Source organism: Calothrix sp. FACHB-168 (genome assembly GCF_963889195.1).
In the GTDB taxonomy this organism is placed as follows: Bacteria; Cyanobacteriota; Cyanobacteriia; order Cyanobacteriales; family Nostocaceae; genus Aulosira; species Aulosira anomala_A.
On sequence record NZ_CAWPNJ010000018.1, the window covers coordinates 102,649 to 115,229 of the forward strand.

General features: G+C 42.2%; 12 protein-coding genes. 6 read left to right on the forward strand and 6 right to left on the reverse strand.

Annotation, left to right across the window (positions count from 1 at the left end):
• Positions 1-46: 46 nt before the first annotated feature.
• Complete coding sequence (locus AACW45_RS10520) at positions 47-1,582, reverse strand: LCP family glycopolymer transferase (protein WP_190632928.1); 1,536 nt, start codon at positions 1,580-1,582, stop codon at positions 47-49.
• Between the two features lie 116 nt (positions 1,583-1,698).
• Here AACW45_RS10520 and AACW45_RS10525 point away from each other — a divergent pair, with 116 nt between their 5' ends.
• The 5 genes from AACW45_RS10525 (at position 1,699) to AACW45_RS10545 (ending at position 6,948) form a co-directional block, all read left to right on the forward strand.
• Positions 1,699-2,763 carry a mannose-1-phosphate guanylyltransferase gene (locus AACW45_RS10525; RefSeq protein ID WP_190632929.1) on the forward strand — a complete coding sequence of 355 codons (1,065 nt, stop codon included), beginning with the start codon at positions 1,699-1,701 and terminating at the stop codon, positions 2,761-2,763.
• Positions 2,764-2,956: 193 nt separating this feature from the next.
• On the forward strand, positions 2,957-4,603 hold the full coding sequence (locus tag AACW45_RS10530) for an ABC1 kinase family protein (RefSeq protein WP_190632930.1): 1,647 nt from the start codon (positions 2,957-2,959) through the stop codon (positions 4,601-4,603).
• 5 nt (positions 4,604-4,608) lie between these two features.
• Entirely contained in the window at positions 4,609-5,589 is a 981-nt protein-coding gene (locus AACW45_RS10535; protein WP_190632931.1) for an ABC transporter ATP-binding protein, read from the forward strand.
• Between the two features lie 76 nt (positions 5,590-5,665).
• Positions 5,666-5,908 carry a helix-turn-helix domain-containing protein gene (locus tag AACW45_RS10540; RefSeq protein ID WP_190632932.1) on the forward strand — a complete coding sequence of 81 codons (243 nt, stop codon included), beginning with the start codon at positions 5,666-5,668 and terminating at the stop codon, positions 5,906-5,908.
• A 50-nt stretch (positions 5,909-5,958) separates the two neighbouring features.
• A complete protein-coding gene (locus tag AACW45_RS10545; protein ID WP_190632933.1) occupies positions 5,959-6,948 on the forward strand; it encodes a DNA-methyltransferase in 990 nt (329 codons plus the stop codon).
• Here AACW45_RS10545 and AACW45_RS10550 read toward each other — a convergent pair whose 3' ends face one another.
• Positions 6,949-7,542 carry a restriction endonuclease gene (locus AACW45_RS10550; protein ID WP_190632934.1) on the reverse strand — a complete coding sequence of 198 codons (594 nt, stop codon included), beginning with the start codon at positions 7,540-7,542 and terminating at the stop codon, positions 6,949-6,951.
• A 359-nt stretch (positions 7,543-7,901) separates the two neighbouring features.
• On the opposite strand from AACW45_RS10550, the gene AACW45_RS10555 reads away from it, so the two are divergent.
• A complete protein-coding gene (locus tag AACW45_RS10555; protein WP_190632935.1) occupies positions 7,902-10,346 on the forward strand; it encodes a VIT domain-containing protein in 2,445 nt (814 codons plus the stop codon).
• A gap of 361 nt (positions 10,347-10,707) precedes the next feature.
• Here the strand turns inward: AACW45_RS10555 and ureG are convergent, their stop codons facing one another.
• Genes ureG through ureE form a run of 4 tightly spaced genes read right to left on the reverse strand, consistent with a single transcriptional unit; the run spans position 10,708 to position 12,521 of the window.
• Entirely contained in the window at positions 10,708-11,307 is a 600-nt protein-coding gene (gene ureG, locus AACW45_RS10560) for an urease accessory protein UreG (protein ID WP_190632936.1), read from the reverse strand.
• A 3-nt stretch (positions 11,308-11,310) separates the two neighbouring features.
• Positions 11,311-11,448 carry a hypothetical protein gene (locus AACW45_RS10565; protein WP_190632937.1) on the reverse strand — a complete coding sequence of 46 codons (138 nt, stop codon included), beginning with the start codon at positions 11,446-11,448 and terminating at the stop codon, positions 11,311-11,313.
• Complete coding sequence (locus tag AACW45_RS10570) at positions 11,414-12,100, reverse strand: urease accessory protein UreF (RefSeq protein ID WP_190632938.1); 687 nt, start codon at positions 12,098-12,100, stop codon at positions 11,414-11,416. The genes AACW45_RS10565 and AACW45_RS10570 overlap by 35 nt, the downstream gene beginning before the upstream one ends.
• Positions 12,081-12,521, reverse strand: coding sequence for an urease accessory protein UreE (ureE, locus tag AACW45_RS10575; protein WP_190632939.1), 441 nt, complete (start codon positions 12,519-12,521; stop codon positions 12,081-12,083). Before ureE ends, AACW45_RS10570 begins: the two co-directional genes overlap by 20 nt.
• Positions 12,522-12,581 lie beyond the last annotated feature (60 nt).

The window sequence follows — 12,581 nt, forward strand, 5'->3', positions numbered from 1 at the left end:
TTGACCATTGACTAATGACTCTTAACTCATGACTCTTAACTCATGACTACTTCCAATCCTTACCAATACGAATTGTCAGGTCAGATTCTAAATCTCCAGTAGCGGAAACTTCAACTTGACCTAAACCAACTATTTGTTGTAGGTTATCTCCTATTTCTCGGTTACCTTTTTGGACAATAATTTGTGTTTGACGTTGGGTATCAGGCCAATCTGGCACTGCGTAAACACTGGTGAAGCCTTTTTGTTTGAGATAATTGATAACTTTTTCAGTTAACTGCGGTTGATTAGAAGCATTTTGAATAGCAATTTTGAGTTTAGGTACTGGTCGCGCATCAGCTTTAAGACCAGGTACATTTACCCCAACATAATCATTCAATAGGCTTTGTTGTCCAGTCATATTCAACCAATAACTATTAGGATCTTGGCTGAAACGGCTGAAGCCACCAGGTAACACAGTCATTTGGAAATTGTCTCGGTCTTGATTGAGCGAGAAATTTACCAATGCCATCATTTCTTCAATTTTCAGGTTGGTATCAAAATACTTCCGCATAATTCGGGTTAATTGCGGCAACCTCGGTAACACAGTCGGACTATTCAAACGTTCTAGCAAGGCTTTGATTAGTGCTTGCTGGCGTTGGACTCTGGGAAGATCCCCTAAGCCTGGATCGCGGTAACGTACAAATAGTTCTGCTTGTTCGCCGTTGAGGGTTTGCCAACCACTAACCAAACTCACAGATTTACCAGCCGCATCTTGATATGACATGGCTTGGGGAACGAAAACTTCTACCCCACCCAATTGATCGACTAATTGACGTAAGCCACTAGTCGAGATGCGGATATAGCGATCGATTGGTGCATTACTCAAAGTCCGGCTGATTACCCGCGCTGCTAACACAGGGCCGCCTTGAGCATTGGCATCGGATACTTTGGTTAATCCCTTTTCTTCGGGGATAGCAATCATAGTATCCTTAGGAATGGAAAGCACTTTAATTGACTTATCGCTGGGGTTAAGTCGCGCCATCAGCATAGTGTCGCTTTTACCAGCGAAACTTTCCGGTGAGCCATCAACAGTACCTTTAACTGGTTCAATCCCCATAATTAAAATATTCATGGGTCTTGAAAGCTGATATTCGGAGATTTTACCCCATAGCTCCCCAGGTAAAGGAATTTTTTGCTGTTCTTTAACTCCCAGACCTGTATCTTCTTCCGTTTGGTCGAGATTACTCCATAAAGGAGTCCACAACGCCAAAGTAGATACTAGTAACCCAGATAAAACAATTCCCAAAACAACTGTTAATACCCACAACAGCCATTTCGGCATTGTTAAACCCAACCGTTCATAAAGCTGGTTGGGAATTTCACCTACAGACTCAACTACACCCCGAGAAACATGAGTTTGTTCCTCTGGTTGAACTTCTGGTTCTGCTGCTGGTGCTGTTGCTGGTGCTGGTGCTGGTACTTCTGGCGATGATACCTGATGTTCTGAACGCGCCAATTGTTGAGGTTTAACCCCATTTAACTCTAATTCTGCTACTTGTTGCGGCGTGATTTGATTTTCCGCCCATTGCATTTGTTTAATCACAATTATCTCCCCACTCAACCACTCCCTAAAAGTTATGTTAATGCAAGCTACAAATATTGCCAGTAGATCAGCCCACTGTAAACTTGTAGTGTTCTTTAGTAGGTGTGTATGACAAAATGACTAATCCATTGTTCCCCGTAATCCTTGCTGGTGGTAAAGGTGAGCGTTTTTGGCCATTGAGTCGTTATAGGCGACCCAAGCAGTTTTTAAGCCTTGATGGTAGCTCTAGGAGCCTACTACAAGCAACAGCCGATCGACTGATAAATGTGGTCGGCGCATGGGATTCGTTGTTTGTCGTTACTTCTGCTTTGATAGCTGAAGGTGTGCGACAACAACTACCGCAATTGCCGTCACAAAATTTATTAATCGAGTCTGAGGGAAGAGACACCGCCGCCGCCGTTGCTTGGACAAGTTTAGAAATCAAACAGCGCTATGGTGAAGACGCTGTTATCGGCTTTTTCCCTGCTGACCACTGGATTGACGACCAACAAGCATTTGCAGACACATTACATGCTGCAACCTCATTAGCGGCAAGTACAGAAGCGATTGTCACACTGGGAATCAAGCCAACTTTTCCCTCAACTGGTTACGGTTATATCGAACAAGGCGCAAAAATTGGTAGCTTTAATGAGTTGCCAGCTTATCACGTGAACCGCTTTACTGAAAAGCCCAACCGCGAAACGGCGGAATCTTTTTTAGCAACGGGACGTTTTAGCTGGAATAGTGGCATGTTCTTTTTTCGCGCTGGGGTAGTTCTAAAAGAACTTTACACCCATGCACCGGAAATTATTGAACCTCTAGCACAAAATGGGCCTGATATTTACCCGCAATTACCTAAAAAAAGTATAGACTATGCTCTTATGGAAAAAACCAATTTAGCATACGTCTTACCAGTGTCATTTGGTTGGGACGATCTCGGCGATTGGAATGCAATTGAGCGCTTACTAAAAACAGAAGAGACTCCCAATGTGGAACTAGCTACCCATGTAGGTCTGGATACCAAAGGGTCACTGCTTTACGCCACCGATGACGATGATGTAATTGTTACCATAGGCTTAGAGGATGTTGTGATTGTGCGCGATCGCAATGTCACCCTCATAGTCAAAAAAGACCGTACCCAGGAAATTAAGCAGATACTCAAAACAATCCAAAGCGATCCCCGATTTACCGACTTGCTATAGCTGTAAAAGTTAAAACCCTTGGCAGAGGTTAATATTCTGCTTATTTTATTATAACTAGGGTGAGGGGTAAGAGCTAGAGGCTAGGTGCATTTATCAGGTGCATTTATAAGTATTTAATAATTAGTTGTCTTTTTTAGATTCCTCGCGTCTCCCTCATCTTCTTTTGCCTCATTACTCCCCAATCGCCAAAAAAATGTTCCTCACTCAAACTGTTCCGCGTCAACGAGAAATTATTGAAGTAGTGCTGCGTAATGGCTGGGACTATATGCGCAGGCTACTAACTGGTGGTAAAGCTGATGAACCACAGTTACCTACACCGGCAGTATTAAAAAATATTCTGGTGGATTTGGGGCCAGTTTATGTCAAACTCGGTCAGCTATTATCTACCCGTCCAGATTTACTGAGTGCTGGCTATATTGAGGAACTTTCAACGCTGCAAGATGAAGTACCCCCAGTTCCTTGGACGGAAATTGAAATTCTGTTACGCCAACAGTTAAAAGCGCCACTGGAACAAACTTTTAGAACGGTGAATCCCGTACCAGTAGCGGCGGGATCAATTGCCCAAACCCATCGCGCTACATTAATTGATGGTAGAGAAGTCGCTTTAAAAGTGCAACGTCCGGGGATCGACTTAACAGTTGCTCAAGATATTGCTTTAATTCAAGGAATTGCCGATTTAGTCGCCAGGACGGATTTTGGGCGAAATAATGAAATTAAATCGATTGCGGAAGAATTCACCAAAGCCCTAGAAGCTGAATTAGATTTTACGCGGGAAGCGGGATATACAGACCAACTGCGGCGGAATTTATCTAAGAGTAAATGGTACGATCCCCAGCAAATAGTAGTAGCGCAAATCTATTGGGAATTAACTACAGAAAAATTAATGGTGATGGAATGGCTAGAAGGTATGCCTATACTTTCAGCCAGCTTAAATAGTAATAACAATGGTAAAGATCCCGTTACAGAACGCAAAGCGATCACGAGTTTATTATTTAGAGTATTTTTTCAACAACTATATATAGATGGATTTTTTCATGCCGATCCCCATCCGGGAAATTTATTTTACCTTACAGATGGGCGGATAGCGCTGTTAGATTGTGGCATGGTGGGCAGACTCGATCCCCGCACCCAGCAGATTTTAACAGAAATGCTGTTAGCGATTGTAGATTTAGATGCCCAGCGATGTGCCCAGTTAACTTTACAGTTAGCAGATTCTAGCCAACCAGTGATTTTAGCGCGGCTAGAAAATGATTATGACCGGATGCTGCGCAAATATCTGAATGTGAATTTGTCGGAAATTAATTTTAGTCAAGTAATTTACGAAATTTTACAAGTTGCCCGGAATAATAAAATTCGCTTGCCGAGTAATATGGGCTTGTATGCTAAAACCTTAGCGAATTTGGAAGGGCTAGCACGGGGATTTAACCCAGAATTGAATTTTGTTGAGGAAATTCAGCCGTTATTAACAGATTTGTTCCGCCGTCAATTGGTTGGGGAAAATCCAGTGCGATCGCTCTTAAGAACCGCATTGGATATCAAAAGTCTATCATTACAATCTCCCCGACAAATTGAACTGTTATTAGATAGAGTAACATCGGAAACATTACAGTGGAATTTATCCCTGCGGGGTTTAGATGGTATGCGCCGCACAGTAGATGATGCAGCCAATCGCCTATCTTTTAGCATTCTCGTAGGTTCACTGATAATGGGAGCAGCAATTATATCTAATCATGCGCAAACAAGCCAGCTATCTTTTTTAAGTACCGTTCTGTTTGCTGTAGCTAGTTTGTTGGGGTTGTGGCTAATTGTGAGTATTTTGCGATCGGGTCGTTTAAAATAAGGCTTATGCCGATAATTGTGGCTGAAAACCTCAGCAAATTTTATCCTGTAGCGGTAAAAGAACCGGGAATTAAAGGAACTCTTACCCACTTTTTCCGCCGCACCTACCGTTCTATTAAAGCAGTTCAAGATGTTTCCTTTGAAATCGCTACTGGGGAAGTAGTCGGTTTTTTAGGGCCGAATGGTGCAGGGAAAACTACCACCCTAAAAATGCTGACGGGATTGATTCACCCTTCTAGCGGGAAGGTGAGAGTCGCGGGACAAATTCCCTTTCATCGCCAAGAAGCTTTTTTACAAAAGATTACTTTGGTGATGGGACAAAAGCAGCAGTTGATTTGGGATTTACCTGCTTTAGATTCTTTGAGAATTAACGCTGCTGTTTACAATATCCCAGAGCGCGAATTTAAACAGCGAGTTGGCGAATTATCCGAAATGCTGTCTCTGGGAGGAAAGCTTAACCAACCAGTGCGAAAACTGTCTTTAGGCGAACGGATGAAAGCGGAACTTTTAGCCGCACTTTTACACCGTCCCCAGGTATTGTTTTTGGATGAACCTACCTTAGGATTAGATGTGAATGCGCAAGCGGGAGTCCGGGATTTTTTACGGGAGTACAATCAGCGTTATCAAGCAACTGTACTGTTGACTAGTCATTACATGGCTGACATTACGGCTTTATGTCAACGGGTGTTGTTGATTCATCAAGGAACGCTGATGTACGATGGCAGTTTGGATGAACTTTTAGAACGTTTCGCACCTTACCGAGAAATTCATGTTGAGTTAGCCCAATGTTTACCGCCAGAAAAACTCGCAATTTATGGTGAAGTTCAGCTTTTAGAAGGGCGGAGTGTGAGTTTTTTAGTTCCGCAAGAGGTGCTGACGCAAACAGTGTCGCGGATTTTGGCGGATTTGGAAGTTGTGGATTTAAAGGTAACTGAACCGCCTGTAGAAGAGGTGATTGGTAAGGTGTTTCAGGTGGGTGTGGTTTGATATCAAAGGCGGCGCATTATTTTTCAAATTGGTAGGAGTCTGCAACACTGTTGTTAATTATTTTAGACTTTACCTTATGACGGATTCTGCTGATAACAACAGTTCTGATTTACTCTCTGTAGCCGAAACTGCGCAGTTACTTGGTGTAACTCGTCAGCGAGTACACGAGTTAATTAAAAATGGTCAGATCATAGCTTGTAAACTGGGGCGTTATTACTACATAGAAACTGCGGAAGTAGACAGATATAAAAATCAGCCTACGGGAAAACCTTATCAACCCCGCAGTACCACTATGAAAATAAACTCTGTTGACAATTGACAACAGAGTTTTTACACTCAAACTATACAAACGTACTAAAGGTGAAATCGATGCTCCCTTTTCAACTGATTGCGACTGATGTTGCTACTCAACAAGGATTGCAACAGGTGTACAAGAGTGAGTATGGAATCCTGTATCAGGGCGATTGTTTGAAACTTTTGTCAGCATTACCTAATGAGTCTGTAGATGTTGTATTTGCCGATCCACCTTTTAATTTGGGGAAAGAATATGGTGAAGGAGTAAGCGATCGCATTGCTCCCGATCAATATTTAATCTGGTCACAAAAGTGGCTGAGTGAAAGCATTAGAGTACTGAAACCCGGTGGTAGTTTATTTATCTTCAACTTGCCCAAATGGTGCATAGAGTATGGTGCATACCTGAATCGTCAGGGAATGTGGTTTCGCCATTGGATTGCTTGTAGAATGCCGAAAGCCTTTCCCAGAGGTAAGAAGATGTCACCTGCTCACTACGGACTACTTTATTACACCAAAGGGGAACCAGCAGTTTTTAATAAAGTTTACACACCCATTCAAGTTTGCCGACATTGCGGTGGAGAAATTCGTGACTATGGCGGACATCGCAAAAAACTTAACGAACAGGGTATTAATTTAATGGATGTTTGGGATGCGCCAGAAGATGTTTGGGAAGAGGCTTCGGAAGCTGACTCCAATGAAATTTTATGGACATTAACAGAAGAAATGTGGACAGATATTCCACCAGTTCGCCATCGCCAGCACAAAAAACGAGTTCCCAACGAACTTGCACCCATTATGTTAGAGCGAATTATTGCAATGGTCTCTAATCCCGGACAAATTGTAGTCGATCCATTTGGCGGATCTGGGACTACATTTTATGCAGCAGAAAAACTACAACGTTACTGGATTGGTTGTGAAATTGGAGATACAGATCCAGCAGTAGAACGATTGACCGATTTGGCTAACGGAATTGTAGAACAATGGGAATCTGCAAGGGGAAGCAAAAAATCAAAGCAACGCAAAACAACTGTATCAAAACAATTAACAATTCCCTTCTCAACATAGCTAAATCAATGCACGGCCATCTGTGCCTTTAGCAAGTGTTGGTACATTGCTATCCACGAGATCGTGTTCAATGACAAAGATTGCCAAAAACCCTTCTTGTAGCTGCACTGCACGCCAAACATCAAAGTAAGGTTCTAATTCTTCGTAATTACCAATTCTATCTGTTAAGTAAGGATAAAGTTTCCTACTTGGGAGTACTAAAGCAGCGCCAAGAAAAACACCCCGTATTAATCCAAGCAGCATTTTATTGATTGAGCGATGGCTAGAAGAAATATTGCCAGTTTCCCACTCAAGAGCAAACAGATGATTATCAATTACTTTAGTAGCATCAACCTTTCCTGGTGATTTAGTCGCATATTGAATGCGAGTTTCTAGATTCCATGCATATCTATCTTTTAATGCGATCGTGCAAGCTTCTTTAATGGGTTTTACACCATTACCATGCTTTGTGGGATTGATTGTAAAACTGGATGTACCAGGAGGATGCACAATTAAAGAAATAGCATCACGGATTTCACTACGAATAATTGACCAATCATTTGATTCTTCAAAACTTCCTACACTAATTAAAGAAACTTCTTGAACAATTTTCATAACTAAATTCTACTTAATTTTATACGCAGGATATTTAATATATTTTCTCCGAAAAATTGGCATGAATCTAGCTAATTTTGAAATTTATATAGCAATCTTATCTGAGTTGTGAAAATATTTTTTTAATGAACCGCCTTCGCGTAGCGTCTCGCAGAGAAGACGCCAAGGACGCCAAGGATAAGAGAAAAAACAGAGCATTAGTAAATTTCACCAATGATTTAGGATTGCTATACATCAGGGAACAGCAGAATTTCACACTGAACTAATGACTGAGCATGAGGTGAGCACAAAACTGAGCACTTCTGCTAGAGAAACAGACCTACGCTGAATGTAGAAAACAATAGCGTAAGGTTACTAATATGACTCAAATTCTAGAACGCCAAGCTGGTGGCTTATATGTTCAAACTGCTAACCAACAGCAAATTGCTTTTCCCCTGAAGCACACGGAAGTACAAGCTAAGGTTACAGGTAATATCTCGCGGGTGGAAGTTACCCAAAGTTTTGAAAATCCTTTTACGACTACCCTAGAAGCTGTTTATATTTTCCCGTTACCGGATGAAGCGGCTGTTGATGATATGTTGATTCGCATTGGCGATAAAACTATTAAAGGCAGTATCAAAAAGCGCCAAGAAGCACAGCAAATTTACGAACAAGCGAAGCAACAAGGACGCACTGCGGGGTTACTGGAACAGGAACGGGACAATATTTTTACTCAATCTCTGGCTAATATTAAACCTGGTGAGCAAATTGATGTGATTATTCGCTACTCGGATAGTCTGAAATTTGAGGGTGGGAATTACGAATTTGTCTTTCCGATGGTGGTGGGGCCGCGTTATATTCCAGGAACGACTATTGAGGAAAATGCAGTTGGCGGTGGTTCGGCTTCTTTCCCGATGATGTCTAATCAAGATACGGATTTAGTACCAGATGCTTCGCGGTTGAATGCGCCGATTTTGCCTGCGGGGATGCGATCGCGTCATGATATTAATGTGACGGTAGAAATTGATGCAGGTGTGGAAATTCACGATGTGAAGTCGCCTTCTCATCAAATCCAAATTTCCTACGCACAACAGCGCGTACTGGTAAAACTGGGGGGTGGCGATACAATTCCCAATAAAGACTTGATTTTACGTTACCAAGTCGCAGGCGATCGCACTCAAGCAAGCATTCTCACCCAAGCGGATGAACGTGGGGGACACTTTGCACTATACCTGATTCCGGCTCTCCAGTATCGTCCAGAACAGCTGGTTCCTAAGGATATGGTGTTTTTGATTGATAGATCTGGTTCTCAAAGTGGCGCACCATTAATGCAATGTCAGGAATTGATGCGGCGATTTATCAATGGACTCAATCCTCATGACACTTTTAGTATTATTGATTTCTCTGATACCACTCAGCAACTTTCGCCTGTTCCTCTCCCCAATACTTCACAGAATCGCACTTTAGCTATTAATTACATCAATCGATTAAACGCAGGTGGCGGAACGGAAATGTTACGCGGTATACGCACTGTGTTAAACTTCCCAGTAACAGATCCCGGACGGTTGCGCAGTATTGTACTGTTGACTGATGGCTATATTGGCAACGAAAACCACATATTAGCAGAAGTACAACGTCATCTGAAACCAGGAACTCGCCTCCACAGCTTTGGTGCTGGTAGTTCAGTGAATCGCTTCTTACTCAATCGCATTGCGGAATTAGGAAGGGGTATTTCTCGCGTGATTCGCCACGATGAACCAGTTGATGAAGTGGTGAACAAATTCTTCCATGCTATTAATAATCCGGTTCTCGCCAACATTAATTTGCAATGGGAAGGTGATGGTGTAGCGCCAGTAATGTATCCTTCTACACCTCCTGATTTATTTGCGGAACAGCCGTTAGTACTATTTGGGCGCAAATCAGATAGTCGTGCGGGTAAACTGCATGTTAGCGGGATTGTTGCGGGTGGTACGCGCTATCAACAAACTTTTAATGTGAATTTTGAAACGGGTAATCCTGCTGTTGCTCAACTTTGGGGACGTTCCCGCATCAAGGATTTGATGAATCAGATGATGAATGGGGAAACTAAATCCGGGGTGGAAGCAGTGACGGATACTGCGCTGACTTATCAACTTTTATCGCAGTACACCGCTTTTATTGCTGTGAGTGATGATGTCCGAGTTAATCCTGCTGAGGCTTCTATATCTGTGCAAGTACCTGTGGAAATGCCGGAAGGTATCAGCTATGAGGGAATATTTGGTAGCGCTGCGCCAACAATGTTGAGTGTTCAGTCTGATGCAGCTGAGTTTTTAACACAAGCAAGAATGCAACCTGTGGCGCTACCATCTCCAGCGCCGATGTCTCCTCCTCCGCCAATGGCTGCAATGCCAACAACAGCGATGCCTTATTTTGAGCAAACAGAGTTACCAAAAGTAGAAAGAAAAAGGGCTAAAAAGGAAGCTGAATCTGCGGTTCCCGGTGGAGCAAATTATGATGCAGAGTTAGAAGATTTAAAAGGCAAACTATCAGCAATTGCTCCTGTTTGTCATCCGCAAATTTTGAGTGTGTCAGGATTGGATCAACAGATGATTGCTCTACTGACTCAACATTTACAATCTGTGCAGTTTGTGACTAGTTTTAATGGTGATTTAGTTTTTGATTTACAAGTAAATAAAGGACGAGTCAGACAGGTGGTGCTTGATGAGCAGTTGTCTACTTTTAAGGAAGAAACAATCATTGATACGATCAGGCGATCGCTCTTGACTTGGGTAGCACCAAAGACGCTGACAACTACGGTGATTTTGACAATTAGAATTCAACCGTAATCAATTTATAACTACCGGGGGCTACCCCGGTTTTTTATGTCAAATTAATTTTTTGCTCACGCAGAGGCGCAGAGGCGCAGAGAAGAGTGGAGGAGTAAATATTTATCTGTTATTCAATGTCAAAACTTACGCAAAAATTTCCTAAATCCTTAATTTATTGAACCGCCAAGACGCCAAGAACGCAGAGAGAAGAAATAGTAGAAAAAATCGATGCTTAACTTACAGCAATTTTAAGGGAAAGGAACCACGAAGACACGAAGTACACGAAGAAATAGATAGGAAGAAAATAATTTTAGATAAGGAATGGAATACTTCAGAATGTGGTCTAAATATATGAAAAATACTGTAACTGTATTGGGTTTTAAATATGTTTGCTAACAAATTCGATTACTTCTGTGAGTCCTTGTTGGGTTTTTAAGTTTGTGAAAATAAAGGGTTTATCGCCGCGCATTTTTTTTGCATCGCGTTCCATGACATTTAAATCTGCGCCAACGTAGGGTGCAAGGTCGATTTTGTTAATTACTAATAAATCAGATTTAGTAATTCCCGGCCCGCCTTTGCGAGGAATTTTATCACCAGCCGCGACATCAATAACGTAAATTGTTAAATCTACTAATTCTGGGCTGAATGTAGCTGCTAAATTATCGCCGCCACTTTCTAAAAAGACTAAATCTAAGTTAGAAAATCGCTGTTCTAACTGTTCAATTGCAGCTAAATTCATCGATGCATCTTCGCGGATTGCGGTGTGGGGACAACCGCCAGTCTCGACACCCAAAATGCGATCGCTTGCTAAAGCCTGGGAACGCACCAAAAACTGTGCATCCTCCTGAGTATATATATCATTCGTCACCACCGCAATCTGATACTGCTCCCGTAGCGCCTTACACAAAGCATCTACTAACGCAGTCTTCCCAGAACCTACAGGGCCAGCAACCCCTACTCTAAATGTATTGTTTGTCATTTGTCATTCATTGGGCATTGGGCATTGGGCATTGGGCATTGGGCATGGGGTATCTTTCCTCCTTGTCCCCTCTCTTCCTTGGCGTCCTTGGCGTCTTGGCGGTTCACTAACTCCTAAATAACCTTGTATACTGCGTTTCATGTTGCATACTAGCTAAAGACAAGCCCCAAGTACAACAGGCAAGATCATCATCCTCTAAAGCTAAAATTTCTACCCCCACAACACTCAGTAATTCTTGCAAATCCAGTAATAACATCTGTCCCGCAGTTTGCCCTAAAGGTATAATTTTTACACCAGCAGTAATTAAATTACTAGCCCAACTATGCAGATATCCTAGTAAAGCAGCTTTGATATCTATTTGCCAATGAGCCGCAGCAATGCCAAAAGCGATCGCATAATTGCACTGATTACCAATATTATTAGTAATAGATAAAATCTCTGGTTGTAGTTTACCAAGTAATTGGATCAGCGATCGCCCCATTTGCCAGCTAGAGGTGCGTAACTCTTCGGTTTCCCTAGCCGCAGATAACCAGCGATTCCAATATGCTAAAGCCTCTAAATCACCCATTTTCACCGATTTATAAGCGCGAACCATCACCGCCGCCTCTATTTTGATAGCACCATAACGCAGTTGTGAAGTTAACCATCCTTGAAGATTTTGCTGATTGACAATGATACCTTGTTCAACCAGAGTTTCTAAACCCTCAGAATAACTATATGCTCCCACAGGTAAAGCGGGACTAGTTAACTGTAAAATTGATAAAAAAGAACTATCAGTGAGCATGATGTCCATAAGCTCCCTGTTCTGGCTGAAAAGGTAAAATTTCTGCTTTAATTTCCAGCCCCAGTTGTTCTAACATTGTTTGTAAAACTGAGTCTGTGGATAAGCGTAAATAGTTAATTGTGATTTCTACAGGGACATGACGATTGCCTAAATGGTAAGCTGCCCTGAGTAGTAACTGTGGTGTTTGGGCGAAAACTGTCAAAACCGGTTCGGGTTTCGCCGTAATTTTAATTAAATGACTTTGGCTTTCATCTTCGAGAATATCCCCATCTTGCAATACCGTACCTCTCGGTAAACGCAAAAATACAACTTTCCCATCTTCTGTTTCAAAGCGGTGACGACTGCGGGTGCGTTCTTCCGCAGTTAGAGGAAGGGTAAAGCTAACTACAGCATCAGGATTGGGCGGTTTACGTTGGGTAAACGTCAACATAATAGATCAACGAAAACTTTTAGGTACTATAGCAGCGATGTGCCTATAAATCCTTAGTCA

What these genes read in the sequence shown, in the direction of transcription:
- AACW45_RS10550 (WP_190632934.1), bottom strand. Translation starts at nt 7,542, where the DNA reads ATGAAAATTGTTCAAGAAGTTTCTTTAATTAGTGTAGGAAGTTTTGAA.
- ureE (WP_190632939.1), bottom strand. Translation starts at nt 12,521, where the DNA reads ATGTTGACGTTTACCCAACGTAAACCGCCCAATCCTGATGCTGTAGTT.
- AACW45_RS10540 (WP_190632932.1), top strand. Translation starts at nt 5,666, where the DNA reads ATGACGGATTCTGCTGATAACAACAGTTCTGATTTACTCTCTGTAGCC.
- AACW45_RS10530 (WP_190632930.1), top strand. Translation starts at nt 2,957, where the DNA reads ATGTTCCTCACTCAAACTGTTCCGCGTCAACGAGAAATTATTGAAGTA.
- ureG (WP_190632936.1), bottom strand. Translation starts at nt 11,307, where the DNA reads ATGACAAACAATACATTTAGAGTAGGGGTTGCTGGCCCTGTAGGTTCT.
- AACW45_RS10535 (WP_190632931.1), top strand. Translation starts at nt 4,609, where the DNA reads ATGCCGATAATTGTGGCTGAAAACCTCAGCAAATTTTATCCTGTAGCG.
- AACW45_RS10555 (WP_190632935.1), top strand. Translation starts at nt 7,902, where the DNA reads ATGACTCAAATTCTAGAACGCCAAGCTGGTGGCTTATATGTTCAAACT.
- AACW45_RS10570 (WP_190632938.1), bottom strand. Translation starts at nt 12,100, where the DNA reads ATGGACATCATGCTCACTGATAGTTCTTTTTTATCAATTTTACAGTTA.
- AACW45_RS10525 (WP_190632929.1), top strand. Translation starts at nt 1,699, where the DNA reads ATGACTAATCCATTGTTCCCCGTAATCCTTGCTGGTGGTAAAGGTGAG.
- AACW45_RS10565 (WP_190632937.1), bottom strand. Translation starts at nt 11,448, where the DNA reads ATGAAACGCAGTATACAAGGTTATTTAGGAGTTAGTGAACCGCCAAGA.
- AACW45_RS10545 (WP_190632933.1), top strand. Translation starts at nt 5,959, where the DNA reads ATGCTCCCTTTTCAACTGATTGCGACTGATGTTGCTACTCAACAAGGA.